This is a genomic window from Brevibacillus ruminantium (assembly GCF_023746555.1).
Lineage (GTDB): Bacteria > Bacillota > Bacilli > Brevibacillales > Brevibacillaceae > Brevibacillus > Brevibacillus ruminantium.
Window position 1 is genome coordinate 5,071,962 of record NZ_CP098755.1, and the last position, 26,181, is coordinate 5,098,142.

At 48.9% G+C, this 26,181-nt stretch carries 25 protein-coding genes and 1 riboswitch; all 25 genes read right to left on the minus strand.

Annotated elements, in window-relative coordinates:
- Positions 1-39: 39 nt before the first annotated feature.
- Positions 40-1,920, minus strand: coding sequence for a motility associated factor glycosyltransferase family protein (locus tag NDK47_RS24985; protein ID WP_251872417.1), 1,881 nt, complete (start codon positions 1,918-1,920; stop codon positions 40-42).
- Positions 1,907-2,512: a DUF8042 domain-containing protein gene (locus NDK47_RS24990; RefSeq protein ID WP_251872418.1), complete on the minus strand. Its 606-nt coding sequence runs from the start codon at positions 2,510-2,512 to the stop codon at positions 1,907-1,909. Before NDK47_RS24990 ends, NDK47_RS24985 begins: the two co-directional genes overlap by 14 nt.
- A gap of 134 nt (positions 2,513-2,646) precedes the next feature.
- On the minus strand, positions 2,647-3,471 hold the full coding sequence (locus tag NDK47_RS24995) for a flagellin N-terminal helical domain-containing protein (protein ID WP_251872419.1): 825 nt from the start codon (positions 3,469-3,471) through the stop codon (positions 2,647-2,649).
- 197 nt (positions 3,472-3,668) lie between these two features.
- Positions 3,669-3,917, minus strand: a complete 249-nt coding sequence (gene csrA, locus NDK47_RS25000; protein WP_251872420.1) for a carbon storage regulator CsrA — start codon at positions 3,915-3,917, stop codon at positions 3,669-3,671.
- A gap of 11 nt (positions 3,918-3,928) precedes the next feature.
- Positions 3,929-4,342, minus strand: a complete 414-nt coding sequence (fliW, locus tag NDK47_RS25005; RefSeq protein ID WP_251872421.1) for a flagellar assembly protein FliW — start codon at positions 4,340-4,342, stop codon at positions 3,929-3,931.
- Between the two features lie 13 nt (positions 4,343-4,355).
- Entirely contained in the window at positions 4,356-5,021 is a 666-nt protein-coding gene (locus NDK47_RS25010) for a DUF6470 family protein (RefSeq protein ID WP_322112080.1), read from the minus strand.
- Positions 4,960-5,862: a flagellar hook-associated protein FlgL gene (gene flgL / locus NDK47_RS25015; protein WP_251872423.1), complete on the minus strand. Its 903-nt coding sequence runs from the start codon at positions 5,860-5,862 to the stop codon at positions 4,960-4,962. Before flgL ends, NDK47_RS25010 begins: the two co-directional genes overlap by 62 nt.
- A gap of 35 nt (positions 5,863-5,897) precedes the next feature.
- Entirely contained in the window at positions 5,898-7,373 is a 1,476-nt protein-coding gene (gene flgK / locus NDK47_RS25020; protein ID WP_251876370.1) for a flagellar hook-associated protein FlgK, read from the minus strand.
- 26 nt (positions 7,374-7,399) lie between these two features.
- On the minus strand, positions 7,400-7,903 hold the full coding sequence (locus NDK47_RS25025; RefSeq protein ID WP_251872424.1) for a flagellar protein FlgN: 504 nt from the start codon (positions 7,901-7,903) through the stop codon (positions 7,400-7,402).
- A gap of 117 nt (positions 7,904-8,020) precedes the next feature.
- On the minus strand, positions 8,021-8,293 hold the full coding sequence (flgM, locus tag NDK47_RS25030; protein WP_251872425.1) for a flagellar biosynthesis anti-sigma factor FlgM: 273 nt from the start codon (positions 8,291-8,293) through the stop codon (positions 8,021-8,023).
- A 175-nt stretch (positions 8,294-8,468) separates the two neighbouring features.
- Positions 8,469-8,897 (minus strand): TIGR03826 family flagellar region protein, encoded by a 429-nt coding sequence (locus NDK47_RS25035; RefSeq protein ID WP_251872426.1) that lies wholly within the window; start codon positions 8,895-8,897, stop codon positions 8,469-8,471.
- Positions 8,898-9,067: 170 nt separating this feature from the next.
- Entirely contained in the window at positions 9,068-9,955 is an 888-nt protein-coding gene (locus NDK47_RS25040) for a ComF family protein (RefSeq protein WP_251872427.1), read from the minus strand.
- Positions 9,952-11,925, minus strand: a complete 1,974-nt coding sequence (locus NDK47_RS25045) for an ATP-dependent helicase ComFA (RefSeq protein ID WP_251872428.1) — start codon at positions 11,923-11,925, stop codon at positions 9,952-9,954. The genes NDK47_RS25040 and NDK47_RS25045 overlap by 4 nt, the downstream gene beginning before the upstream one ends.
- A 171-nt stretch (positions 11,926-12,096) precedes the next feature.
- Entirely contained in the window at positions 12,097-12,471 is a 375-nt protein-coding gene (locus tag NDK47_RS25050; RefSeq protein ID WP_407653466.1) for a glycosyltransferase family 2 protein, read from the minus strand.
- Between the two features lie 58 nt (positions 12,472-12,529).
- Positions 12,530-13,240 carry a response regulator gene (locus tag NDK47_RS25055; RefSeq protein WP_251872430.1) on the minus strand — a complete coding sequence of 237 codons (711 nt, stop codon included), beginning with the start codon at positions 13,238-13,240 and terminating at the stop codon, positions 12,530-12,532.
- A gap of 28 nt (positions 13,241-13,268) precedes the next feature.
- Positions 13,269-14,414 carry a sensor histidine kinase gene (locus NDK47_RS25060; protein ID WP_251872431.1) on the minus strand — a complete coding sequence of 382 codons (1,146 nt, stop codon included), beginning with the start codon at positions 14,412-14,414 and terminating at the stop codon, positions 13,269-13,271.
- Positions 14,414-15,427, minus strand: coding sequence for a polysaccharide deacetylase family protein (locus NDK47_RS25065; RefSeq protein WP_251872432.1), 1,014 nt, complete (start codon positions 15,425-15,427; stop codon positions 14,414-14,416). Before NDK47_RS25065 ends, NDK47_RS25060 begins: the two co-directional genes overlap by 1 nt.
- Before the next feature lie 256 nt (positions 15,428-15,683).
- Complete coding sequence (gene metK / locus NDK47_RS25070; protein ID WP_251872433.1) at positions 15,684-16,892, minus strand: methionine adenosyltransferase; 1,209 nt, start codon at positions 16,890-16,892, stop codon at positions 15,684-15,686.
- Positions 16,893-17,016: 124 nt separating this feature from the next.
- A riboswitch (SAM riboswitch) is annotated at positions 17,017-17,118 on the minus strand.
- A 53-nt stretch (positions 17,119-17,171) separates the two neighbouring features.
- Positions 17,172-17,642: a hypothetical protein gene (locus NDK47_RS25075; protein WP_251872434.1), complete on the minus strand. Its 471-nt coding sequence runs from the start codon at positions 17,640-17,642 to the stop codon at positions 17,172-17,174.
- 26 nt (positions 17,643-17,668) lie between these two features.
- The gene (locus NDK47_RS25080; RefSeq protein WP_251872435.1) at positions 17,669-20,221 is read right to left on the minus strand and encodes a S8 family peptidase; all 2,553 of its coding nucleotides are present in this window, start codon (positions 20,219-20,221) and stop codon (positions 17,669-17,671) included.
- Between the two features lie 229 nt (positions 20,222-20,450).
- On the minus strand, positions 20,451-21,431 hold the full coding sequence (locus tag NDK47_RS25085) for an SLAP domain-containing protein (protein WP_251872436.1): 981 nt from the start codon (positions 21,429-21,431) through the stop codon (positions 20,451-20,453).
- Positions 21,432-21,477: 46 nt separating this feature from the next.
- Positions 21,478-22,455, minus strand: a complete 978-nt coding sequence (locus NDK47_RS25090; RefSeq protein WP_251872437.1) for an SLAP domain-containing protein — start codon at positions 22,453-22,455, stop codon at positions 21,478-21,480.
- A 93-nt stretch (positions 22,456-22,548) separates the two neighbouring features.
- The gene (locus tag NDK47_RS25095) at positions 22,549-23,493 is read right to left on the minus strand and encodes an accessory Sec system S-layer assembly protein (protein ID WP_251872438.1); all 945 of its coding nucleotides are present in this window, start codon (positions 23,491-23,493) and stop codon (positions 22,549-22,551) included.
- 248 nt (positions 23,494-23,741) lie between these two features.
- Positions 23,742-24,890 carry a galactonate dehydratase gene (gene dgoD, locus NDK47_RS25100; RefSeq protein ID WP_251872439.1) on the minus strand — a complete coding sequence of 383 codons (1,149 nt, stop codon included), beginning with the start codon at positions 24,888-24,890 and terminating at the stop codon, positions 23,742-23,744.
- A 15-nt stretch (positions 24,891-24,905) separates the two neighbouring features.
- Positions 24,906-26,168: a nickel pincer cofactor-dependent isomerase, group 22 gene (locus tag NDK47_RS25105; RefSeq protein ID WP_251872440.1), complete on the minus strand. Its 1,263-nt coding sequence runs from the start codon at positions 26,166-26,168 to the stop codon at positions 24,906-24,908.
- Between the last annotated feature and the right edge of the window lie 13 nt (positions 26,169-26,181).

Sequence of the window (26,181 nt, forward strand, 5' to 3'; positions counted from 1 at the left end):
AGGATCACCTGTTTTATCATTATATAAATATTTGTAAAATCATTGCGGTGTTTCGATCTCAGACCCTCTATTCCATTCTAAAACTTTCTCATCTATTTTTTCGATCAAAGGTTTGATTGTATTCATATCTGATTCACAATGCTTTAAAAAGTTCGTAAAATGAGCAATAATATTTTTTGCCTTAGAGTACTCATCTTGCTTAAAGCGGATTTCCCCCATTAGTTTCAAGATATTTTCGAATAAGAGTTGGTTCATCGGTTGCAGCAATAATCGGTAGAATTTGTTATCTTGAAGTTTATCAAATAACTTGTCAAATTTATTGAAGCACTTCCCAAGATTTTTACTGTTGTATGATTCCATATAGTGCTCCATTTCATGGAACAAACGATAAAATAAATTGGATATGCGAGTAAATTCTTTTTGTTCAAATAGTAGTTCTTGAATTTTATTGCATAAGTATTCTTGATTATATTGATAGTCAAATTTAGTTAACCACTTCTGATCAACGACCCGATTTTGCAGTCGCTCATCAATAACTTTTGTCAGAGGTTCAAATTTTGTCCCTTCAATATGAGCGCCACCTCGCGTTGTATTGATTACCACCACATCTGATAACTTTTTAATACGGTCCTCCATTTCCTTTCTAAAACCATCTAAACCCCTATTCGTGTAAACATCGTTACCTTCTACATCCTTCACGAGTATCGCTTGTGTCTTTTGTGCTTCCGTAATTTCATTAGTAAATGTCATTCCTTGCGCATAGGTCCGCTCCTTCAGATAGGCTAAGTTCTGCCCAGCTAAAATAATCGGACTGCATCCGAGTTTATGTAATAATTGGAGCGTAATAATCGCAATAGATTTTGCTGGCAACACATAATCAATTGGTAAGTTGTTGTTGCTTTTTAAAATGAAGTTCGAAAAGTAATCTCCTCCAACCAGAAAATGCATCATTGGTCCAGGATATTTTTCGACTGTTTCATAACCTACCATGCTCCCGTATATAAGCGGAATATCAGTAATACCTCTTTCCACTACTTTAGAGAATACGAGATGGTTTCTCTCACTTCCGTCATATGTACAAGCTGCATCTGGATAAATTCCGTTCTCAATTAACGAGTTAATGGCTGAACCTACTGAGAAAATATAGGCTAAACCATTTTCTTTAATATATCGAAGGTTTTCATATTCAAAATCAAGCGATGGGCCCGCTGCAACTAATATTGCCGGTTTCCCTTGAAAACTCTCAGGTTTCTCATGAATAATGTTAGGTGTTTTAAAAGTAGTGGTTACATTGACAATACTATTTATCGGCTGTCGCTTTGAAAAAACTACGTTTGCGTAAATGTATGAAGCTTTAGCATATACAACATCGCGAAACTCCGACACAAACTTTCGTGTTAAATCTGTAAAAATACGTTCGTACCCTGGGAGAATGAACAACATAACCTTTTCTTTAACTGCATTAATAAAATGTGTTAGGTTTTTTGAGATTAATTCAGGAGTATGCCCAGCATAGATATTCATCAATGATTTAGAACTCCAGTCTTCCAATTTTTTATTCGATAGAAGTGTCTGGAAAATGTTCATATCCGGCTCGTACAAGGTAAACGGAATGTTGGGGTATTTCTCTAAAAACTTATCAATATGGTATCCCAACCCGATCCCGTAAAAAAACACATGCTGATATTCCCCTACATCAGAATAATTCTCTATAATTTTCTCAGCCTCAGAAACGGGGTCGTATTTACTGTGCAAATAGTTTGCACCCTTCACTGTTTGAATAGAGAGTGTCTTCATCCCTGTCCGAGTAGATTCTACCCTTACTTCATCCGAAATCCCTTTTTCCTCTTCTGCTTTAACCAAATCCCAAGTAAAGGGAAATTTATTTTTTAAGAAGATAACATTTTCAATTAAAATCATGTTTGACTACCTCATAGGATGTGATATTTTTCAAATGATTACCTATCAGTTGAAATTTGGGTAATATCTCATACTGAATAATGTCACCTAAAAGGATAAAATCTTGTTGTTCCACTGCCTCTTCTAAGAGAACTACTTCATTTGCAAAATTAAAAATTTCCTCCTGAATTTGACAATCATTAACGCTCTCCCTATTTTCCTTTATGAATACCCCAGTTTGTTGCAACCATTGAATGCCTTCCACTAATTGTCCAAATTTTACCCAAGTATCCTTGTCAGGACCTTTATAACACTCCTCAAAAAGCTCTTGAAGTTCAGGTATAGCCCGCTCACTATACTGTCCTGTAGAGATTAAAATGTCGTTTATCAACTCGGAAATTGTAATAAATATAGCTTCTACCAGTTCAATTGTTTGAGCATGATCCTCAATAAATTGCTCAACATTTTCATAAACATCAACACCATCTATCCTCATATGGCTATATACCAGATTTTCTAATCGGGATATTTCAACTACCTTCTCCATAATCTGAGAAGCTTCAAAATTCTTACCCTCAAAGTAATACTCCTGTCCAGACACTACAAGCCGCATTTTATTTTGCCCCCATCGAAAGGTTCTTATATTTTATATATCGTCATTCATAGACAAACTACTTAATGAGATTTTCTGGAATAAAAAAACATGGACTACTGTTTGGTCAGTAGTCCATGCCTTTATCTTGTTAATTAACGGAGCAACTGCAATACGCCTTGTGGCAATTGGTTAGCCTGAGCCAGCATAGCTTGAGAAGCCTGGGTCAGGATGTTGTTCTTCGTGAACTGCATTTGCTCTTTCGCCATATCTACGTCGCGGATACGGGACTCAGCAGCAGTCAGGTTTTCAGAAGTGATGTTCAGGTTGTTAATGGTGTTTTCCAGGCGGTTTTGGTTAGCCCCCAGATAGGAACGAGCTTTACTTACATTATTGATTTGCTCTTCGATCGCAGCCAATACAGCAGATGCTCCAGTTTGGCTTCCGATATTCCAGCCACTAACAGCTTGAGCCACAGAGCTCAGGTTAAAGCTAGAAACAGTCAGAGTCAGAACTTGACCTGCAGCTTCACCGATTTGCAGCGTGATGTCTTTGCTGCTATTTCCGTTGAGCAGGTGAATTCCGTTGAATGTGGTGTTATCTTTGATGTTATTGATTTCCTTTGTCAACTCAGCCAGCTCTTCTTGCAGACGAGCACGGTCAGCATCGTCACCATAGGTACCGTTTGCAGACTGTGTAGCGATTTCCTTGATGCGAACCAGCATGTTGTTTACAGTTTGCAGAGCACCCTCAGCAGTTTGGATCAGGGAGATACCATCTTGAGAGTTGCGGGAAGCTTGTTCCATACCGCGGATTTGTGCGCGCATACGCTCGGAGATAGAAAGACCAGCAGCGTCGTCAGCAGCACGGTTGATACGGTAGCCAGAAGAGAGCTTCTCAACGTTTTTCGCCAAAGAGCCAGTGTTTACGCCCAGTTGACGATGGGTGTTCATTGCAGAAATATTGTGGTTAATAATCATGCCTATTTCCTCCTTGATTTTCGACAGTCACGTCCCTGTGACTGTTGCAATTATAATGGGTGAGATCGCAATCGCGCGCTTGCAATCTTTTCCCTACATTTACATTATCGGAATCAGAGATTAGTTCCTTTAGCACTTTTTTCTTTTTTTCTTCAAGAAGCATATAAAAAAGGATAGTCGAATCGACCATCCTTTGCTTATTGATCATCACTAGATTTTCGGGCCTTTTTGAGTACTTCTTTCATTTCCGCCCAATCCGTTTGATGCTGAATCGCTATTTTATTTTCTTCTTGTATCGCTTCGTAGATTTCCTTACGATAAACCTCTACGTTTCTAGGAGCCTCTATCCCCAGACGTACTGTATCGCCTTCTACTGCGATCACTTTGATTTCGATAGAGTCTCCGATCATGATCGATTCATTTTTCTTCCGGGATAGCACGAGCATCAGCTCACCACCTACTCTGTCACGGCCGCTTCATTTTCAAGCAACGGCTGGCGAATGGAATAACGGTCATCCTGCAAAATCACCTGTCTGGCCATCCGTTTGATTAGATTAACAACGATAGGTGCTTTCAAATTGACGGTTACTTGCTTTTCTCTCATCGTAATAATGGTAAATACAGCAATAGACGTATCCTCATCTATGTGCAAGGCCGACTTCGCTGCATCTGTCAGAGAAAACTCGTACTCAGGAAAAAAGACAAACGGATTGATGACCCAAAAACCTACTTCTTTTTCTTCAGCCGACTGAATTAAAAAGAACGGACTTTCTTCCTCCTGCTTTAACAGGAAAAATTGCAGTTCACCAAACCCTGGAATTCCGTCTTCAAAAAACAGTTTACCCAATTCTACCTGTTGATTTGCATTCATCGCGGTCCCTCGCTTATATGCTTCGATCTACAAAAATACCGATTGCCTCAAGATGTAGATATGGCCATTTCAGTATGTAGGGTTCGACCTTTCCCGGAGTATATTTATGAACGGGCGCTTTGATTACCGGGTCCATCCGCATACCTCCGCGCTCTACATTTATAACAACAGGCTTCTGTTTGATATCTACGTCCACCCCTTCATCGTAGGAAGCCGCTGGGGGCGTAAAGCCATTTCTGAGCAGGATTCCGCGATCCATTGCCAGATCGGCAATCACGTTTGCTCCCGATTCGATGCGCATCATCGCATCGCCTTCGTAGCTGATCTGTTCGATCGCTTCCATCAATTGTGATCGTCCAAAAGAAGCGTTACTATCACTAAACTGCATGCTAGTCATGAGACCAATATTACTGCGTGCTTGACTTGCGTCGATCGATAGCTCGAGTTTTCCTTGCTGTATGTTGAGAACAGCCGCCTCCTGACGAAGGTTTAACTCCGCCTTTGGTTGCTCGATTTCCTGAACAGGCTTACGAATGTTCAAACCAAGCTGAACAAAACCGCTCTGCATGCGAATGTGCGGAAGCTGCATACGGTTAATTTCCCCTTCCGCTTTAAGGTTAACGCAAGAAGTCCAGTAAAGATGGCTGAATAATGCGAGCGCCTGCACCCAACGCTGCACGGTGGACACCTTCTTGGGTTTTCAGGTTCGTGATAACTTGCGCCATATCCGCATCTTCGTTGTTCGACATTAGTTCCTTCACATTTACTTCCTGGACATTCAATCTTTCTTCAATTAACTGGATTCTATTGACCCTAGCTCCTAATGTCGCCCGTTCTGCAAGAAGATTATCAAATTGACTGGCAATATCATCTTCAAACTGAGAAGCTGTCCGACCGCCGCTCAATTCACCAATGATATTGTCAAGTACTTTGAACATGTTGCCTGCATTATTCGGGAAATTAAAGATCTTCTGGGCGTTTATATTCGCTGCTGCAAACACATTTTGACTTAGCTCCAGTTGCACTTCAGAGCTGTTTGTATTGACAAAGTCTCCTTTTCCCCCGTTTACTGTCGGATCATATGGTGCCTTATCTGTCTGCGTACCAGCAAAAATATACTTGCCGTTGATCGTCTGGTTAGCAAGTGTACCTAAATGATTCCGTAATTCCTCAATTTCAGCACCCATCGTCTTCAAATCGTCTGGTGAAGCAGCCCCATTACCTGAGTAAACAAGTAACTCGCTGATACGCTTCAAAACATTTCCTACTTCATCGAGCGTTTTGTCTGTTAAATCCATCCAGGATAGTGCCTCGTTCACATTTCTCTTATACTGCTCATTTTCCATCAAAGAAGAACGATAAAACATTCCTCTCGTTGCCACAACCGGATCATCAGACGGTCGATTAATTTTCACCCCAGATGCTAGCTGCTGCTGCATCTTATCCATATTCAGCATCGATTTGTGCAAATTTCGCAACATGTTGTTATTTAGCATATTTTGCGTGACACGCAAGGCCATGTTTGATTCACCTCTTCCCGTGTTTTACAACGGTATTACAAGCCTACCCGCCCCATACCATTTATCACTTTGTCCAAAATCTCATCGATACTGGTCATCATCCGGGCTGAAGCACTATAAGCATGTTGGTATTTCACCAACTCTGCCATTTCATCATCAAGTGACACGCCAGATACGGATTGTCTCTGACTGTCGATAGTGCCTACAATCATCTCGGCGTTTTGTTGGTTTCGCTGTGCTTCTTGGGCGTCAATTCCAAGTTGACCAATGGTGTAGCGATAATAATCGTCTAAAGATGAACTCTCTTTTAAGTCCATTGGTCCAGGGCCAGGTTGAAGCACCTTAAATTTAATGGCAGCAATCGCGAGCGCATTTTGGTTATTGCCGGCGGAGTTTCCTCCTGCTTCAGGCTGTGCAGCCGCAATTGCGTCCAAACTTGCCAAAATATCTGGGTGTATGGATATCGTTCCGGCTCCTTTTGGATAATCTTTTCCTCCAACCGGTGTCGTTGTATCTACGAAGAATGGCAAGTCTTGGACAGTGCCATTCTTCATATCATTAAGACTTACACCCTGTCTGTGGAGATCGTTGATTTCTTTTGTAAGGTTAACAGCCAATACATCCAGACGATGCTTTAGGTTTGGGACAATTTGATTTCTTGATTCGTATACACCAGCCATATAACCAGTCGTAGGAACAACTATAGCACCTGCAATCGTAAGATCAAGCATTCCATTGGCATTTTGCTGAGTGGCTACCGGCTGTGATTGGGAACCTGTTACAAAATCGCGGCCTTCCAAAGTAACGTTAACGGTTCCACTTGCACCGGGTGTTACTTTAATTTCCATCAGCTTGGACAGCTTGTCTAACAAAACGTCACGTTGATCATACAAGTCATTCGGGACATAGCCATGCGGGACGACATCGGCAATCTGGCGATTAAGACTGGCAATTTGCTGACCAAGCGAGTTAATCTCCATCGCTTTTACACCGATGACATTATCGAGATCACGCTGTACTTCTTCCAGATGGTTGTACGTGCTCATCAAGGTATCCGCAAACGCCTTCGAGCGCTCTCTTACCACCGCACGAGCAGAGGTGTTTGTTGGATCCTTGGCGAGATCCTGCCAAGATTGCCACATCTGATCCATAACCTTCTGCAGCCCGGTTTCAGACGGTTCATTCATAATTCCTTCAAGCTTTTCCAAGGTTTCCAGTCGACCATCCCAATATCCTTGGCGCTTGTATTCATTACGATACTGCACATCCAGGAAATCTTCCCGCAGCCTTTGCAAGCTGACGACATTCACACCGGTTCCAAGTAAGCCCGGCTCCACATTGGCGTGCAAGCCTGGGTACGGAATTCCGGTCGTTGCCTGCATGTTTGCTCGTTGACGTGTATATCCCTCTGTATTCGCGTTGGAAATATTATGGCCTGTCGTATTCAGAGCAGATTGTTGTGCGAACAATCCGCGTTTGCTTACCTCTAATCCGTGAAAAGTAGAGCGCATCATGGCACCCCTTTCCCAATTTTTCGTTATGCCTTTGTATTAAAAAAAGTCCGTGTATGACTGCGATACCCATCCGATCTGGGTGATCTACCGTAAAAGAAATCGTCTTCCGGCGTATCGGTGACCAGATCCAGCGTCATATTCACAAAAGACAAGGATTGCTCCAGAAGCTGCTGATTCACTTCGTTTTGCTGGCGAAGCTCGCTGACGATTTGCGTCAGTTCTTCCCGGGCGTTCATCAGACGGGTTTTCTCTTCCGGGCTGGTCGTCAGCTTGATCAGGTCTGCCAAGGTACCGTTTTCCCGCTTCATGCCTTGCTCTGCAAAAATCTGCGTGACGAGTGACAGACGCGCGTTTTCAGCCGCATCTACGGCTTTGATCAGCTTCTTTTCCTTGGTGGTCACCGCCAACAGCTGGTCCACATCTCCTTGGACCAAAGCGTCCTTCTTTTGATGGGACAGCGAAAGCAATGCCTTATGCAGTTGGATCAAGTTGTCGAGCAGCTCGTAGAGATGGCTCCATTTCACCATGATGCTCCCCCGCTTACGTAAAGTGATACAAAAATTTCTCAGCTGCTGCGGCCCGGTTCGACTCGTGCAGCAAAACAAAACGAGGGCTAACCGCCGAGACGGCGCTAACCCCCAGCCCTATCGTTTACGCCAAAACGCCAGGAACTTTTCAGCAATCTTCTCGCTGGGAACTTTGTAGGTTCCCTCTTCCACTTGTTGTTTCAGACTGCTTACTTTTTCTCTCCGAGCAGGCGACTGCGGGTCTTCCACTTGTTTGAGCATCTCCAGCGCTTCACTCGAGATGTTGACCTCATCCTTGCCCATCGGCGTGCGTCCTTTGGCCGACTGGGCCTTATTTGATTGATTGTATGAGTTGATCATCCCGGTGCGATTCGGTTCATTTATTCGCATCTGTTACCCACCCTCTCAAACCGATCAAGCTTCATGAAAAAAGCCGACGATACTAGCTCTTAGTAGTATCATCGGCAAATTCCTTCCGTTCGATTAGGTTTTTTCTGTGAAAAAGAGTTGGCCCTCATCAGAGGAGCGAATCATTTCGAGCTTGATTCGCAAAGTGAGGGAGGGTTTATTCGCCCGTTTTCGTCCTTCTCTTATAAGCAGCCTGGGCTTGTCTCTCGCGTCTTTCCTCTTCCAGTCGACGATCCAGATCGCTCTGCTGCGTAATATCGTGCTGCAGACTGCGAACGCATGACTCACAGAGGTTCCCGCTGCGAATCAGGGTGCCGCAGCTTTCACAAGGATAGCCGAGACTGGGACTTCCCTCTACGGAAATCCGTCCTTCTTTTATAAACTTGGTAATCTGCTTGACGCTGACGCCCGTCGCTTCACTTACCTGATAAATGTTCGCTCCCCGATTTTCGCGCTTCCGCAAATACCGGGCGCATTCCTCGTACTCCTTTTCCACAGCCTGATGGCATTTGGGACAAATATCACGTACAGTTTGTACAAACAGAGCGTCGCACCTCGTGCAATTGGAAAGTTTGCCCAGGGACATAAAGACAACTCCTTTATCCGATCCGAGTCAACATTGAGAAAAAAATGGATGTATTACCATCATATCGAAAAATGGCGAATGTACAAGAAAAAATAACGAACGTTCAAAAAACAGATGAAAAGTCTATCAGGCCTGTCCGCTCGCGATAGATAATAAAGGCTACCTGCCTGTTACCGATAACAAGTAAGCCCATATACGTGATGCCCTGTACCCAGTCCTTCCCGGATAGATGCAGCGCAGGCACGCAAGGTGGAGCCCGTTGTATAAATATCATCGATGAGCAAAATGGCGCAGGTATCACGACCTGACCTACTGCCCGGATGTATCAATGAAAACGCCCCGCTCATGCTGTTCTCCCGCTCCTTTCTCCCTCGCTGCTGACTCAGCTTGGTTGTCTCTTTCGCGCGAACCAGCAGCGGTACGTACGGAACTCCAATGATTCCAGACAATTCTTTTGCCACCAGCTCCATTTGATTAAATCCCCGCTCTGTCAGCCGGCTTTGATGCAGTGGTACCTCTGACAAGCACCAAAAAGATCGATCCGCATAACTTCGATAGTACCCAATCGCCAACAACGTCGCAAAAAAAGCGGCCAGCCGCTCGTCTCCCCGGTATTTAAACCTACTTAGCATAGCCTTGCCCTGCTTCTCATAATGAAGCAACCCTCTGTTGCTGAGAAGAACTGAGGGAACCGTCTCCTTTTCTCGCAAGACTTTACAATCCTGGCAGAGTGAATCTGTCCCGGGTGGCAGGTTTGTCTTCGCATTCGTTTGTCCTCCTGCACCAACGGCCTCGTATAATTGCGGGCCACCACGTTCTTTTCGGAACAATCGAGCCACATCTCTATCTAAGTCTTTTCCGCAACCGCAGCAGATCCTGTCACCGATCACCGGCCACTCCTCCAGGCAATGGCTGCACAAGGCAAGGCGTTCCATCAAACGATACATACGCGGATACACGGCCGGGCGGGCAAGAGCACGACTCCAGAACCGTACCCGCTCCTCTCTGTTTTTGACTGATATGATCCCTCCGCAGCTCAAGCAGGAATTTCCGTTCATAACGTCTCTCCTTCCTGCTCGGAACTGGCTGCCAACCGATTCATTCGATTGATTTGACGGATCGCTGCTCTGGACGCACCTGTACGATAGGCTTCGAGAAAGAGGACCGTGCCATGCGGGGAGTCTGCGGACCTGCCGACCCTCCCTGCTATCTGCACCAGAGAAGCCTCATCAAAGACCGGAGCCTCTGTCCCGATCACGATCACATCACTACGCGGGATGGTCACTCCTCGCTCTAGGATCGTGGTCGTCACCATCACAAGCAGCTTTTTGGCACGAAATTGCCGAACCTTTTCTTCCCGCTCTTCATCAGCAGCATGGACGCCAGCCATGAACTCGGCATAATCTGGCAAGCGCTTTTGCAAATACTGAAGCATCAGCGGAACCTGGTCGACGCGAGGGACAAAGACAAATACCTGACGCCCTTGCGACAATGAAGCGTTTAACGGGTCGAGCAGTTCGATAACAGAGCGGCCGGATACCAATCGCTGATGCAATCCGTTCACCGTGCAGACCTGAGGGACTGGGAGCGGAGAACCGTGGTATCTGCCGGGCAAAAGGACATGAGTATGCGAGCTGCGTTCCGAGCTGGCGCCCTTTGAAGGAGAATGCTCTCTCTTTTTCAAAAAGAAGGGCCACTTCCTCACCGATCGGCTTTTGGGAACAAGCCGCTTTTGCAGATAGCGCGGGGGTGTCGCGCTCAGATAGAGTGTTTTGCCGCCAAGTTGTACGGCCCGCGATACCACATGGTAGAGGACGGGGTTGTTGTGATAGGGAAACGCATCTACTTCGTCAAGCACTACCAGTGGAAACCGCTGATAATAGCGCATGACCTGATGAGTCGTTGCAATGGTAATATCGCTATCCTCCCACTTTTCTGCACTGGACCCGTGAACTGCGATCACCTGTGCAGCCGGAAATACCTTGGCGATACGCGGAGCAAGCTCAAGCACCACATCCTTTCGCGGCGTGGCGATCAGAACGCGGCCACCTGAACGCAAGGTTTCAGCGACGGACGGAAACAACAGCTCTGTTTTCCCTGCACCGCACACAGCCCAGAGCAGAAACTCGGTATGTCCTGGCCTCCCCGATGCCACGAACTGCCGCGCTTTCTCTGCGGCGAGCTTTTGCATAGGCGAATACTGCCCCTGCCAAGCGAGATAAGCTGCCTCGGAGCGTCCAATCCCACCATGCTGAGCCGGAACACAATAATACGGGGTGCAGCATTTGCTTCGGCCCATCTCCAAACACTCGGTACAGTACGCGCAGCCCTGACTGCACGTATGGCAACGCGTCAGATGGATCGACTGTTTGGAACCGCATCTGCCGCACTGAAATTCCAGTCGATGTCTCAGCCAGCCCTTTCTGACCCGCCATTCAATTCCAGGCCTGCGCTCTGCTTTTCCCGAAAGCACAATCCACTGCAGGGCTTGCTCAGGAAACGTCGACACCCAACCTTTTTTTGCGAGAAAAACGGATATCTCTTCCTGCAACAGGGCTCTTCCGCCCAAAAGGCTCAACAGCTTTTCACTCTCCCCTTTCAGATCCACCAACTCGTCCCATGCTGAGAAGACAGCTTCCGCCGATCCAGCAGACCTGCCCCATTTCGAATCATCAGCTTCCGAGATGACTCCCGGCTCACCAACCGTTTCAAAGGAGAACCAATTCTCCCCAATGGGTGCCATTCCTGCCGCCTGCTTGCCATATAAGAGGCTGGCCTCTCGAACGTACAAACAAGCCATCGATCGCAAGCGCTCAATACTCCCCGTCGTAAAGGTCCGTTCCCCCAGCGCTTCGTTCAGTTTTCCCCGCAAGGAAAAAGCGAGTGCCAGCGACCTGCTCTTGCCGATCACGTACAACTGCGCTCCTTCTCTTTCCTGCCAAAATGCCTGATCCACCTGAAAACAAGGCGTGATGTGCGCCTGTGCTGCTTTGCCTGACACTTTGATATAAAGCAGGTATTCCCGCATGCCATTCCCCCCGCTCCCACTTGTTACCGCCAGTGTGCGAAAAGACTGGACACCCGCGCAAATATTTTTCGGAGCAAGCGCCTTGAGCAAGCAATCCCGAATGAGCGAGCTCAAGCGATCTAGAACAATGAGGGCTGAGCTTTTTTCCCTTTAAAAACGCAAAAAAGCGCGCTACTGTGCGCGCTTCTCCTCGCCGCTCCGGCGAAGGTCTATGGTCATGACAGAAACTCCCTTGAAGGTACTTTCAGGCTCCTCTCGGCACGGGTATTCGGTCCGCTCTAGTACTGTCATGATCCGGAGGGTATCGTCCACTGATCCATCATCTTGATACGAAATGCGAATAGGGACACCTCTTACATAGGAGCGGAATTGCAGTTTCCTGACTACTTGTTCGACTACATCCCCCGAGTTGAACAACAACAACCGATAATGTTCATACGTCGGGGGGACGGTGTGCTTCATCCGCCGCATCCAGCAGTCAATCAATCCCACCAGTAAAGAGGAGCCCCCATATGCCGCCAGTAACCAGATCACCAACTCTTCCATCACGGTCATACCTCCTCTTACGATCAAGGTATGCGAGATGGCTTGGACAGGGTGAGGGTTACAGCTTTACCCAGCCGTTTTTAATCGAGTTCACGACAGCTTGCGTGCGATCCTGCACACTCAGTTTTTGCAAAATGCTGCTGACGTGGTTCTTCACGGTCTTTTCACTGATGAACAGGAATTCTCCGATGGCCCGGTTGCTCTTCCCTTCTGCCATCAACTGAAGAACCTCGCGCTCTCTGCGGGTGAGAGATTCGATCACTTTGGGATCAATCGGTTCTGCATCAGCCAAAGCGCCGCTCCGGTCTCCCGAACCTTCCTGTTCACTGAGACGGCGGAATTCATCAATCAGTTTGCCCGTCACTTTGGGATGTATGTACGCACCTCCCGCAGCTACTACGCGAACGGCTTCCACGAGATCATTGGTCCCCATTTCCTTCAACAGATAGCCGGAAGCGCCGGAACGCAGCGTACGGTACACATAGCCTTCGTCATCGTGGATCGACAGCATGATAACACGAGTGCCCGGGCTGACCGAAATCACTTGCTCGGCTGCGGAAACACCGCTGACATTTGGCATGTTGATATCCATAAGGACGACATCGGGCTTATGATCCTCGGCCAGACGGAATGCTTCATCTCCATCGGCTCCCTCTCCCACGACCTGAAAATCCTTTTCCATTTCCAGAATACGCTTGACACCCTCACGGAACAGCTGATGATCATCTACAATCACGATGCGAATTTCTTGTTGTTGTACCTTGTCCATATGTCATCCTCCCTGTACACTCTGTGCATTAGAATTTAACTGGTATTTGAAACATCACTTTCGTTCCCTCTCCAGGGGAAGATTGCAGTTCCATAGTCCCTTCCAGCAGTTGCGAGCGTTCTTTCATCCCCAACAAGCCGAACGAGCTTCCCTTGGCTATTTGTGACGCCTTGTCAAAGCCGACGCCGTCGTCCTTGACAACCAGGCGCAACATTTCTTCCAGAAACTCCAATTTTACCTGAACACTGCCGGCACCAGCGTGCTTTTCCACATTGTTTAAGCATTCCTGTACCAGACGAAAGAGAGCAGCTTTCACAGAGCTTTGGAGTGGTTGCTCTACTCCAAAGACGACCAGATCAACCGAAACTTTTGTCCGCTCCTCATAAGTCTGGATGTACTTCTGAAGAGTCGGAACCAGCCCGAGATCATCAAGCGCCATTGGCCTTAGATCAAAAATAATGCGTCGGACATCCGCAAGGCTGAGGCGAACCATGTCTTTCAGTTCGTGCAGCTCCATTTGCGCTTCCAGAATGCGATCGTTTTTCAGCATTTTGTCGACGATCTCAGATCGGAGGACGACGTTTGCCATCGATTGGGCGGGGCCGTCATGGATTTCCCGCGCTACCCGCTTTCTCTCCTCTTCCTGAGCCTGGATGATTTTTAATCCCATCATCTGATGCTGCTTGGCTTCTTCCAATACAGCCCCTACCTTGCTCAAGTCACCAGTCAGATATCCGAGGACGACTCCCATCTGGGTAACCAGCTTTTCTGCGCGCTCAATGGTCTCTTCCAATGTGCGCAGCTGCCGCTCCAGATCGTTGCGCCGTTTTTTCAGATTATCCTCCCGCTCCCGGTATATGGACAGATCCACCTGGATGCGATTGGCCTCCTCGTAGGCGATGCGGATATCTTCCTCCGTGTAGGTGTTGAAGTTCCGACTGACCAAAACCAGACGTGCCCTGGCTTTGCGGTAGGACAGCTCAAGCTCGTCAACCTTGCTGATGACCTTGGCGATCTCCTGACGCAATTCATGCAAATCAAATTTAAGAGAATTTCCCTCTTGCCTAGCATTCTCGGCGATCTGAAATATTTGCGATTTACTCGTCTCCACCGTCTCGATTGTGCGATTAATCACACCATCCAACATGGTAATACTGATCGCCTGCTGATTCATCATTGTTCTCCTTCAACCGCATTTTTGACCTTTTGGAACAATTCCTGAAGTCTCCCTGCGTCGATTTCTCTGAGTCCCACGTCGTTTCGCGGGATCGAAAGCGGATTCACATCTGGAGCCACAACTCCCGGATTGGAATTGAAAACAAAGCGGTAGCCCGCCTGTTTGGCCGTATCCAGAACGATGCTATTGCTGTATCCAAACGGCAAGGATATCGCTTCCACCTGTTTGCCGATCAGCTCGCTCAGTCCGACACGCGACATTGTAAAATCAATATACAAGCGCGTTCGGTACTCCTGCTCTTCCTCGAGCCGATTCATATCCTGCAGATACACAGGGGCTGTCTCCGGTCCAAGATCGCCCCATTCGTTTTTTGCTTTCTCATCATGCAGACTGTACGTATGGGAACCGATATCCACCAATCCCGTTCGCAGCATCTCTTTGACTTGCGGACGAGTCAGCGGTGTCGTCATTTTTTCCCGCTTCCGCTCTTCGGTGTCCTTTAGCCGCCCAAGAATGGCAAAGTTGACGGACGGGAAGCCGTATCGAGTCAGAACGGGAAAAGCATGCGTGTAATAGCTTTCATACCCATCGTCAAATGTGATTAGTACTGCATTTTCCGTGGGCAGCAACCCCGTTTCTACAAATCGCACAAATTCAGCCAGAGAAATCGGATGCAGGTTGTTTTCATATAAAAACTGCATATGTTTTTCAAACTGTTTCGTACCAATGACATAGCGCTGGTCAGAATCGTCAGTCACATGATGGTACGTCAAAACAACTACCCGATTTCGATACCAAACTGTCGAGGGAGCAGCTTCTTTCTGATCGTTCACGGTCTGTCGTGAAGCTGTCTGCTCCTCACTTGTGCTTATAGACGTAGTAACCTGGGGGAAAGGTTGCATTTTTGACGCATTCTCTTTTAAAAAAGTGGTTTTTCCGAGCAGTCCACTCGCCACAACCAGCCCTAAAGTCATAAAAAACACCAAAAAGAAGGGCCATCTCTTCGGCACAAAAACTCCCTCCTTCATGCCTACATAGGAATTTCGACGTATGTATACAGATTCCTTTATGAACTCAATTCCAGTACACCCACTAGCCTTTGGTCCTGCCCATCTGCCACAGCATGGTTAGAAAACTTGGCTACGCCATGCTTTTTGGCGTGGTCTTCGTTGCACTTAACCTTTCACCCTCTATCGCTTTAGCGAAATTAAACTTTCTGAAAGTAAAAAAAGAGCCTAGCAATCACTAGGCTCTCGCATTTGTTCCTTACTGAAGGAGTGCAGCATCTTGCTTCAGTGCTTCCGCCTTGTCGGTACGCTCCCATGGAACATTCAGGTCATTACGACCGAAGTGGCCGTATGCCGCTGTTTGCTTGTAGATCGGACGACGCAGGTCGAGTTGCTTGATGATCCCTGCAGGACGAAGATCAAAATGTTTGCGGATCAAAGTGACCAAATGCTCTTCGGAAACTGTACCAGTACCAAACGTATCCACGCTGATCGATACAGGCTGGGCTACACCAATCGCGTAAGCCACTTGCACTTCACACTTGTCGGCCAGGCCTGCAGCTACGATATTTTTCGCAACGTAGCGAGCTGCGTAAGCACCAGAGCGGTCCACTTTGGTCGGATCCTTGCCAGAAAATGCTCCGCCACCGTGACGGGCATAACCGCCATAGGTATCGACAATGATCTTACGGCCAGTCAAGCCGGCGTCTCCCTGAGGACCACCGATTACGAAACGGCCGGTCGGGTTGATGAAGTATTTGGTTTCTGCATCCAGCAGTTCCGTTGGCACAACAGGCTTAATGACATGTTCGGTCAGGTCTGCTTTGATCTGTTCCAGCGTCACTTCAGGCGCATGCTGGGTCGAGATGACAATCGTATCAATGCGGACAGGCTTGTCCCCATCGTATTCTACCGTCACTTGTGTTTTTCCGTCTGGGCGCAGATAGCTCAGCATGCCATTTTTACGCACTTCTGTCAAACGGCGAGCCAGCTGGTGAGCCATGCTGATCGGCAAAGGCATCAGTTCAGGTGTCTCGTTGCAAGCAAATCCAAACATCAGACCCTGGTCTCCGGCACCAATTGCTTCAATTTGTTCGTCTGTCATTTTGCCTTCACGCGCTTCCAGTGCTTGGTCTACCCCTAGGGCAATATCAGCCGATTGCTCTCCAATGGCAGTCAACACACCGCAAGTCTCAGCGTCAAAGCCAAACTTCGCGCGGTCATATCCAATTTCACGAATCGTCTCGCGCACCAGCTTTTGAATGTCCACATACGTATTCGTGGTAATTTCACCGGCCACAAGTACCAGACCAGTCGTTACAGAAGTTTCGCATGCGACACGCGCATTTGGATCCTTGGACAGAATCGCGTCCAAGATCGAATCAGAAATCTGGTCACAAATTTTATCCGGGTGACCTTCTGTGACGGATTCAGAAGTGAACAGACGACGACCTTTTTGCAAAGCCATGTGTATACCTCCTTTGACCTCATACAAATAGTGTGGGTGCCGAAACAGGTTATTATGAAGGCACAAGCAAAAAAACCTTTTCCTGTATGAGAGGAAAAGGTGCTTGGTGTTTGCGTTCCCTACCCTCTTATCGGCCAGAACAGGGTTTCTGTCCTGCTGGTTAGCACCGCTCGAGTCGGTTGCCGGGCTTCATAGGGCCAGTCCCTCCGCCTGCTCTGGATAAGAGTATCCATTACGGTTTATAGAATAATCGTTTTTACCCTTGGTGTCAATAAGGGCTTATCGCAATTCGTATTTGCCGCGCACCATAATGTGCGAAACCCCGTCATACCCGGCCTGCAAGCGCAAACCGCGATTGTCCGAGCGCGCTATCAGGAGCAGGTGATTGGTCTGTACTTTTGCTCCCCCGCTCAAATCGACACCTTCTGTGATGTCCGTCAGGCCATCCCCTTTGTCTCCGGCTACTGCTTGTACTTTCCCCGTACGAACGATAAACTCAGTCCCCTCAAAGCCATACAGCGTCTGACCGGGATACAGCTCGACGACGGTCAAGCCGGTGGAGACACTCGCCCCGCCTCCACCACCGCCGCCAAGCGCTTGTTGAATACGCTGGTCTACATAGCTTTTGGTCACGACCGGATCATCGACAGAACCGGGTACACCAGAGACGCCGTCTGCCATCGCTTGCGAGGCAAAGACCGCTGTTCCTATAATCGCTACGGCAAGGATTCCCTTGGTTGTTTTTTTCATCTTCTGCCCTCTCCTTTTCCATCGGGTTATAAGTTATAGGCTTTGGCCAGCAGGACGACGACCTCGGCCCGCGTAGCTCTGCCCTGCGGTTTAAATATTTGTCCGTATCCACTGATCCACTTTTTCGCTACCAGCGCTTCGACTGCCGGGGATGCCCAATGGCTGGTCGGCAAATCGGCAAAAGATGAGGTGCTGCGTTTGTAAAGCAACAGATCATTGGCTCTAGCCACCATCAGCGCCATTTCTGCCCGCGTAATCGACTGGTCAGGCGAAATGGTACCGTTGGGGTAGCCCTGAATAATCCCAAGCTTGTGGGCGGTCAACAGGTTTCCGTAGGCCCAGTGTTTGGTGGTGAGGTCCCCAAACGGACTTGCCCCGGTGTAAGGGACGATATTGATCCCTTTCGCCCTCATGGACTGAATCAGCATCGTCGCAAACTGGCCGCGCGTAACCGGGTTGTCCGGTTGGAAGGTTGCGTCGTCAAAGCCTTTGACCACTCCCTTGCGGCTTAATCTGGCGATGTCGCTCTTGGCCCAGTGAGAGCTGATGTCCCGATAACCTTCGATGAGAGGCTGCTTCGTCACAGTCAGCCGGTATGTCTCGTATTTGAATGGAACAAAGCTGTTCAGCTTGATGTAGTACTTTCCGGGTTTGAGTTTCATCCCGAGCACTTCTTTTCCCTGATCGGACAACTGGGCGACATCGTTTGTCGAATACAGGGCGTAGTTCAGCGTATCGGCTCCGTACAGTTCTAGCCGCACACCACTCGATACCGGGATTATCGGCGCCTTGATGCTGACATAGGATTCAGACTCGACTGTAAAGTAGAACCAGTCCTGATCTTCATGGGTTGGCAGGGTACCAATCATCATCGTACCGCCAGCTAGTGGAGACGCCTGTCGATAGGTATCGTTGGGCTCATTGGTGTCCTTCACGACCGGGGTGAAGCTAAGGTCGAGTTTATATTCGCCATTTACCTGATTTTTCCAATATTCTGTAAGGCGAATGTAGTATTTTCCCGGCGACACTTCTTTCTCTGCACGTTCTGTCGGGTCATTCCGGTCGCCTGTATCATACTCCTCCCAGCCCTCTCCTTCCTTCCCGATCTTCATGTTCAAGTCAATTCGCTTGGTATCTGCTGTGACGGTTACCTTTAACCGCCCGTATTCACGCACATAGTAAGAAAACCAGTCTTCGTCTCCTTCTACGTGGAAATTGCCAATGACCGAAATCTGGTTCCCGACAAGGGGCCTGGCGGTATCGATGGTATTATTCGGTTCATAGCGGTCCGGGTTGATCAAAAACCGGCTCGTCATAAGATAGGTAAACGCATTGACACCGCCGCTTCGCTCCATTTTGATATACATTCTTCCCGCTTTTGCCGGTACGGTCAATGTATCCCCGTTCCCGACGTAATACGTAGAGGGATCGCGGTTTTCGGAAAAAAAGGAGATCGCCAAAGGCGCGGGCAGAGGGGACGTAACCGTTGTGACAAACGTCACCTTTCCGTCATAGGGTATGTCCATGAAATACCAATCGACAACGTCTTGCTCAGACAGTTGTGCACGAAGCTGTGATTCGATCGGAAATGCCTTGGCCTGACTTCGCGTGTTGTTTGGCTCATGAAAATCAAGCGATTGTTTTTCCGTTAGCAAATCACCAAGGTTCACCATACCATAGCCGGTTTGACGGTCCCATCCCCGTTCACCCAAATCAAAGGCTGTCTGATACAGCATCTGCCTGATATCCAGTGGCGTCATATTGGGGTATCGTGCAAGCAGCAATGCGGCTGCCCCCGCCACCTGGGGAGCGGCAGCAGAGGTGCCGCTGAATGTTCCGTATTTTCCGTTCGGCTTGGTCGTATAAATGTTGAACCCCGGAGCGACGAGATTCAGCTCCGGACCCGTATTGGAGTCATGCAAGGGAGTAAGGTTGTCGCGGACAGCCCCTACTGCCACCACCGTGGGATAAGCAGCCGGATACGCCACCCGGTTGGCTTCATTGCCGCTGGCGGCAACGACCAGGACTCCACTTGCTTCGGCACGCAGAACGGCGGCCGTCAGCGATTTGGAGTAGGACATGCTGCTCACCGACATCAGAATGATTTTCGCTCCGCGATCAATCGCCGTTTGGATTCCTTTAGCCAAAAGCTCCACGTCTGTCTCGCCGTATTTATCTAATACCTTTATCGGTAAAATTCTTGCGTTCCACAAGACTCCGGAAACCCCGATCCCGTTGTTTCCCCGCGCTGCCAGTACTCCCGTGACAGCCGTTCCATGTCCGTTCAGGCTGTCGTCCTGTGCTGATTTGGAAGGATTCACCAGATTGACTCCCGGTAAAAGGTTCCCTTGCAGATCGGGGTGATTGTAGTCCACCCCCGTATCCAGGACAGCAATCTTGATCAATTGATTTCCCGTCGCGAGCTTCCAGGCTGCATCTGCCCCGATCAGCTTCAAATGAGTTTGGTTGTTTATGTAACGATCATTCGTAAGCGCCGCTGCCTCTACTCTTTGTGTTCCTGCAAACAGGATGGACATCGCCATTGCAAAGGCAAGAAACGTCGTCAGTATTCTTTTCATAAAAAACAGTCCTTCCACCCCTTTCTCTTCACAAGAAAAAAGGCATGTAGGTCAGGCCTCTCCTCTGCAAGCAAAGAAGCTCCGCTCCCTCTTATATAGTTATTCTATTCATTTAGCATAGCGGAACGAAAGAGAGAAACGCAACCCTGTCCCAGCCAATTGCTGGAATATCAGTATCAAACAGAAGAAGTGAAAAACCCCCTCTCGCAGTGCGAAAGGGGGAATCTCCTTACTGCAGGAATCCTTTTGGCTTCGTTGCATCAAACACAGTAGGTTCCTTTTTCTGTTGAGTTGCTTTCGGAATAAAGACTGTGCAATCCTCAATCGACACACCCTCTTTGAGGATGGAGGTCGCCGGAATTTGAAAAGCAATGATACGATAATCTTTTGGATCCACCTTCATATTTTCCAGCGTATAGCTGACGCGTGCGACCGTGTCGCCGTTCTGGTCATTGATGATGATCGGAACTTCAGTGAATTCCAGACGTTTGTCCAGACCGTTACGGAACAGTACCACTACTTTAATACTGCCATTTTCCGCTTCCTTCAGACCCAGTGCCTTCAGGTCTACTTTGCCTTCCTCCACCGGATTAGCAGCTAATTGTTGACGGTAGTATTCGATTTCATCCATCTCAATTTCTCCTCCTGCAAATAAAGATTCACCCGATTTTTTCTCCGGTTTCCGGTAGCCCAGGGTAAGCGGGGTCTCCTTCTCCGGCAGATTGCTGAACTCGTTCCAGCGGAATAAGAACTCGCATGGACGGCTGGACTCATCACCAATCGGTCCAAACGTCATCATTTCGAAGTTCTTGCTGGCTACCACTTCCCCTTCGGGTGTGATCAGGGTCAGCGGCAGTGTATCAAGCAGTACGCTGTTCTCCGTTGCATTGCGGATATAAGTTAAAACGAGATAACCATCCTGCGTAACCTGCGTATAGAAAGGAAAAATCCCTACTTCATCACGGACGACAGGCGGCAGCTCATCATGAATATAACGGAGCAGCTCTGCTTCCTGTTCTTCGAGCGCATCCCATGGACCATGCAAGCTTACAAACAGCTCCTTCGACGGCAGCCGATTGGCTGATTGCTCCGGATCTTCAATCCCAGACACGCCAAGATAAAGCTCCGTGTGCAGGTTTTCATGGATATCCTCGCGCACTTGCTCCAGACTTTCCTTGGAGCCAAACCAATTCTCCAATAACCAACTCATGCAGTATCCTCCTCATACCACAGCAATACGTCATCCTGCTCTCGTCTTATGTGGTAATTTCCATGTACCAATCGCGCAGATTTGCATCCTTTTTTTTGATGATCTCTGCAGGGAAAACAACCATCCAGGGACGGCTTGTTTTGGAACGTACCCGAATCTTCTTGGCGTCAATCATACCGGATGCCACCAAATCCCCGCCTTCTTTTTCATAGACGGCGATTTTCAATACCTTCGGATTGAAATCCGAGAAGCGGCCATTGCGGAACAACAACCCGATCACCAGGCGGCCATCTTTGGTTTTGCCGATATCAAACCCGGTAATTTCCACGGATCCGGCTTTCAGCGGCGGCAATGTGTAGGCAATCGCCTCCAAGCGATCTTTCTGGCGCGCTGTCATCCGCGCTTCCATCTCCGGATCCAACTCCAGTTCATTCGGCCATACGTACGGGCTTTTTACTCCGTGCAACATGACTTTCCAATTTTGGAAATCAAAATTATCGTGCAGAAAGCTCTCAGCCGGGAAGTGTACTTCCCAAGGACGGCTGCTGAATGGCGGAATCGTCCCCAGATCACTCAGATCCAAACGCATGCGGGCAAATGGAGTGTCGTCCAAATAAACGGTCAGGCGAATCTTGCGGAAGCTGACCGGGGTTGGCGAACCGTTGCGGAAAAACATCGCCACGGTAACACCGCCTTGAGGCTGTGGCATCAAGCTAAAGCCTGTCACACCCACCATCCCCAATGTCATCTTCGGAAGTTCCGCTTGCAGAAAACGAAGCGTGTACTTCTTTTCATTATCCAATTGGGCTTCCCATTCCGGGTGCAAAGACAGCTCGGTGTTTACTTTGATGCCTGGTTCAGTCGCTTCTGGAGCCGCTTCCTGAGATACTGGCTCCTCTTTCGTGATTTCCAGCTCATCCAGCTCGTTTAAATCAACCAGGGATTCCTCCCGAAGTTCCTTCTTCAGCTCTTCTTCAGAGACTTTTTGGTCTTGTTTCACCAGGTTTTTAAAAAAAGAAAACATGTACATCCTCCTCACCTGTCCGCGCAACGAACGATGACTTTTTTCTATGATAAAGGTTTTGGGCGATCTGGGTCAAATCAGAAACGGCAAGGATCAGGATCCCTGCGGAAAGCTTACCTTCCATCTGGACAGATCCGGCTCTTCTATCAGTATGCTCTCTTTTGGAAAGATGAACATCCATGGTTTGCTGGTGTTTGCACGAACCGTCAATCCGTTCAGTTCAAAAAGGCCGACGGCAACCTGCTGCCCTGCCGCATCATGCAGAGCGAGCGGAAGCTTGTCAAGAGTGAGAGACTCAGTCGAGCCGTTGCGGATCAGCAGCATGGCGTGCAGCGATCCTTCATCAGAACGGCGAATCTGGACGCTTTGGATATTTACCTCTCCCTCTTTTAATGCCGGGAGACGCTTGGCAAGCTCAATCAGCGATTGCTTCTGCTGGTCATTCAACGCGCGAATCCAGGATTCTTCCAGCTCCAGCTGCTGAGGCAGCACCATCTTTTTCTGTGCCAGTTCAAAAGCAATCTTCCAGTTCTTGAGCAGGACGTCTCTTTTGAGGAAGTTTTCGCTGGTGAAGACAAAGGCCCAAGGGCGAGCCGAGTGAGGCGGAATTTCGCCCACCTCCGACATATCAAACTCCTGGCGCGCAAACAGTTCGTCTTCGTCAAACAAGACAACAAGGGTCATCTTTTGCAAACGCACAAGTTTGTCTGTGCCATTGCGCAGAAAAGCCGTTACTTCAATCCCTTGTTCATGAGGGACCAGAGACAGGCCTGTAATCGAAATATTATCGGACTGAATCGGTGGCAGCTCCTGTGCCGTAAAGGACAATGCATATTTGGCTGAAGCATTTAGTTGCTTTTCCCACGACTCATGGAGTGAAAGAGGGGTAGCCCCTGCGCCAGTCTCGTGCTTTTTCGCTGGTTTTTCATCGGCCAACCCCGATTGTTCTGCGGACAACACGGACTCCTCGCGCAACTGTTTCTTTATTTCTTCCGGTGTCGGCGTTTTTCCCATAAAGTTCTTTAAAAAGGATAACATATCGTCGCTCCCAACTTGTCTCTACATCTATATAGACATATAGAGATACTGTTCGTTTTCCACTATAGCATAGTGAAACTTCATTGCAACATCGAAAACTTGGTATCCAGGTACCGGATGGCATAAATCTTTCCATCTCTATTATTTAACGCACCAGAAGCAAAAGAGTCGCGGAAAATATGCGAGAAAAGGTCAGCCGCAGAAATCAGGCTGACCTTTTCTCTATCATCATCGAAAAAAACCAACGATTACCACTCGGCCACAGAGCCATCCTGGTGGCGCCAGACCGGGTTTTTCCAGTTGTGTCCTTCTTCTGCTGCCCGTTTAACCACTTCTTCGTTGATCGTGATCCCAAGCCCCGGACCTTTCGGAATATCCACATAGCCATCCCGGTACTGGAACACCTGCGGATCGGCCAAGTAGTCCAGCAAATCGCTTCCTTTGTTGTAATGAATCCCCAGGCTTTGCTCCTGAATGATTGCATTGGGCGTGCAGGCATCAAGCTGCAGGCAGGATGCGAGCGCGATCGGTCCCAGCGGACAATGCGGAGCCACCGAGACGTCAAAAGCCTCTGCCATCGCTGCGATCTTCTTCACCTCAAGAATCCCGCCCGCATGCGAAAGATCAGGCTGGATGATATCCACATACCCGTCCATCAGGATTTGCTTGAAGCCCCAGCGCGTATACTGGCGCTCGCCGGTCGCGATTGGCGTGGTCGTGTGGCGCGCGATTTCCCGCAGCGCTTCGTTGTTCTCCGGAAGGACCGGCTCCTCGATAAACATCGGACGGTACGGCTCCAGCTCCTTGGCGAGAATTTTGGCCATCGTCTTGTGCACACGCCCGTGAAAATCAATGCCGATGCCGACATCCGGTCCAACCGCTTCCCGCACAGCCGCGATCCGGTTGACGGCGGCCTCCACTTTTGAATGGGTATCGAAATAATCCAGCTCTTCTGTCGCATTCATTTTTACAGCGGTGAAGCCGGCTCTTACCTTTTCCAAGGCCGCCTCGGCTACATCGCTGGGCCGATCGCCGCCGATCCAGGAATAAATGCGAACCTTGTCGCGAGCTGCTCCTCCCAGCATTTCATAGACAGGCATATTGTAGAACTTCCCTTTGATATCCCACAGCGCCTGTTCGATGCCGGAGAGCGCGCTCGTCAAAATCGGGCCCCCGCGGTAAAATCCACCCCGATACAGGACCTGGAAATGATCCTCGATGCGCAGCGGATCCTTTCCGATTAAATAGTCGGCCAGTTCATTTACACAGGCTTCCACGGTGCTGGCGCGCCCTTCGACGATTGGCTCGCCCCAGCCCTCGATTCCTGCATCCGTGTCGATTTTCAGAAAGAGCCAACGAGGCTGTACTTTGTACAAAGTAAGCTTGGTAATTTTCACGGGAGTCCCTTCCTTCTATAGCAATTTTCCTGTTTCGGCAAATTCCCATTCATAGGGTTCGCTCAGGACGCGGATTGCCGGATTCGCTTTTGCTTGTTCCAGCAGCGCTTCGGAGATTTCGATCTCGCCGAGCTGCAACGTATTTTTGATGCGCACCAGCTTGACCTGATGGAAATCCAGAATGTTACAGGTTTTAATCGCGGCCCGGATCGCATCCCGGTCATCCGCCAGCGTCGTCGCAATCTTGGTCGGAGCGACGACGGTAGAGGTCAGTCCGTTGGCATAGGTTTTTTCCAAATCCATCTTGTCGACCAGCCGCTGTGTGGTAAAGTCAGCTGTGCCGATCCCATTGGCGTTTCCTTCCGTCTCCTCGGTCAGATCCAGCACGACCATCTTGTTTACCTGCGGTCCGCCATGTGCAAACGGCGTGGGATAACGACCGGTAATATTGGGGTCCATCCCGTCGCCGCTGATGTTTTTCCCGATCTCGTCGATCACCAGCACATCGATCTGGTCAAACATGATCTTTGGCAGCAGATTTTTCGCTTCTTTCAGCAGCTCTACCTCCACGGCTTCCATCTCCGCTGCCGGAACCGCCACGACCTTGGCAACTTTGTCAAAGGCATTTTCCACCGTGCCTACGCCAAACAGAATAGGCAGCTTTTCCATCATCATCCGGGCCATCGCCGGCACATTTTCCGCCATATGGCCAAAGCCGAGCTGGTGACAAGCCTCCGCTCCCTTCTGTTTGCCCAGGCCGATGCTGATCATCTTCAGCAAGCCGCTTTCGACAGGACCGCGAAACGCCGTGTGCGGCTTGATCCGGTTGATCACGACGATGCCGTCTGCCTTGGCCGCATACTTGTCGATATAGACAGGCAAGCCATTGGGCAGCGAACCGATCTGGTCCACCTCCATCGTAGAGCGGATTTCGGCGCCGACGCTCTCTTCGGTTACCCCGAGATGACGCAGGACGGCAATCTGCCCCTCTGCTGTTGCCCCGCCATGACTGCCCATACTGGGGACGATAAACGGTTTGCCGCCACGCCGCTTGATCATCTCCACCGTCAATCGGGTCAGGGTGACAATCTGATCCACACCGCGGCTGCCCACGGCAATCGCGATCTCCATCCCCGGTTGAATCATGCTCTCTACCTTGGCCAGCTCTGTCTGCAAAGCCTCATCCAGATTCGTCAGACAGTCGGCCGGAAAAGACTGCTGAATCCGCACCATGCGCGGAATCGGAATATGTTTGACCAATTCATGGAGAATGCTCATCTTCCCTTCTCCC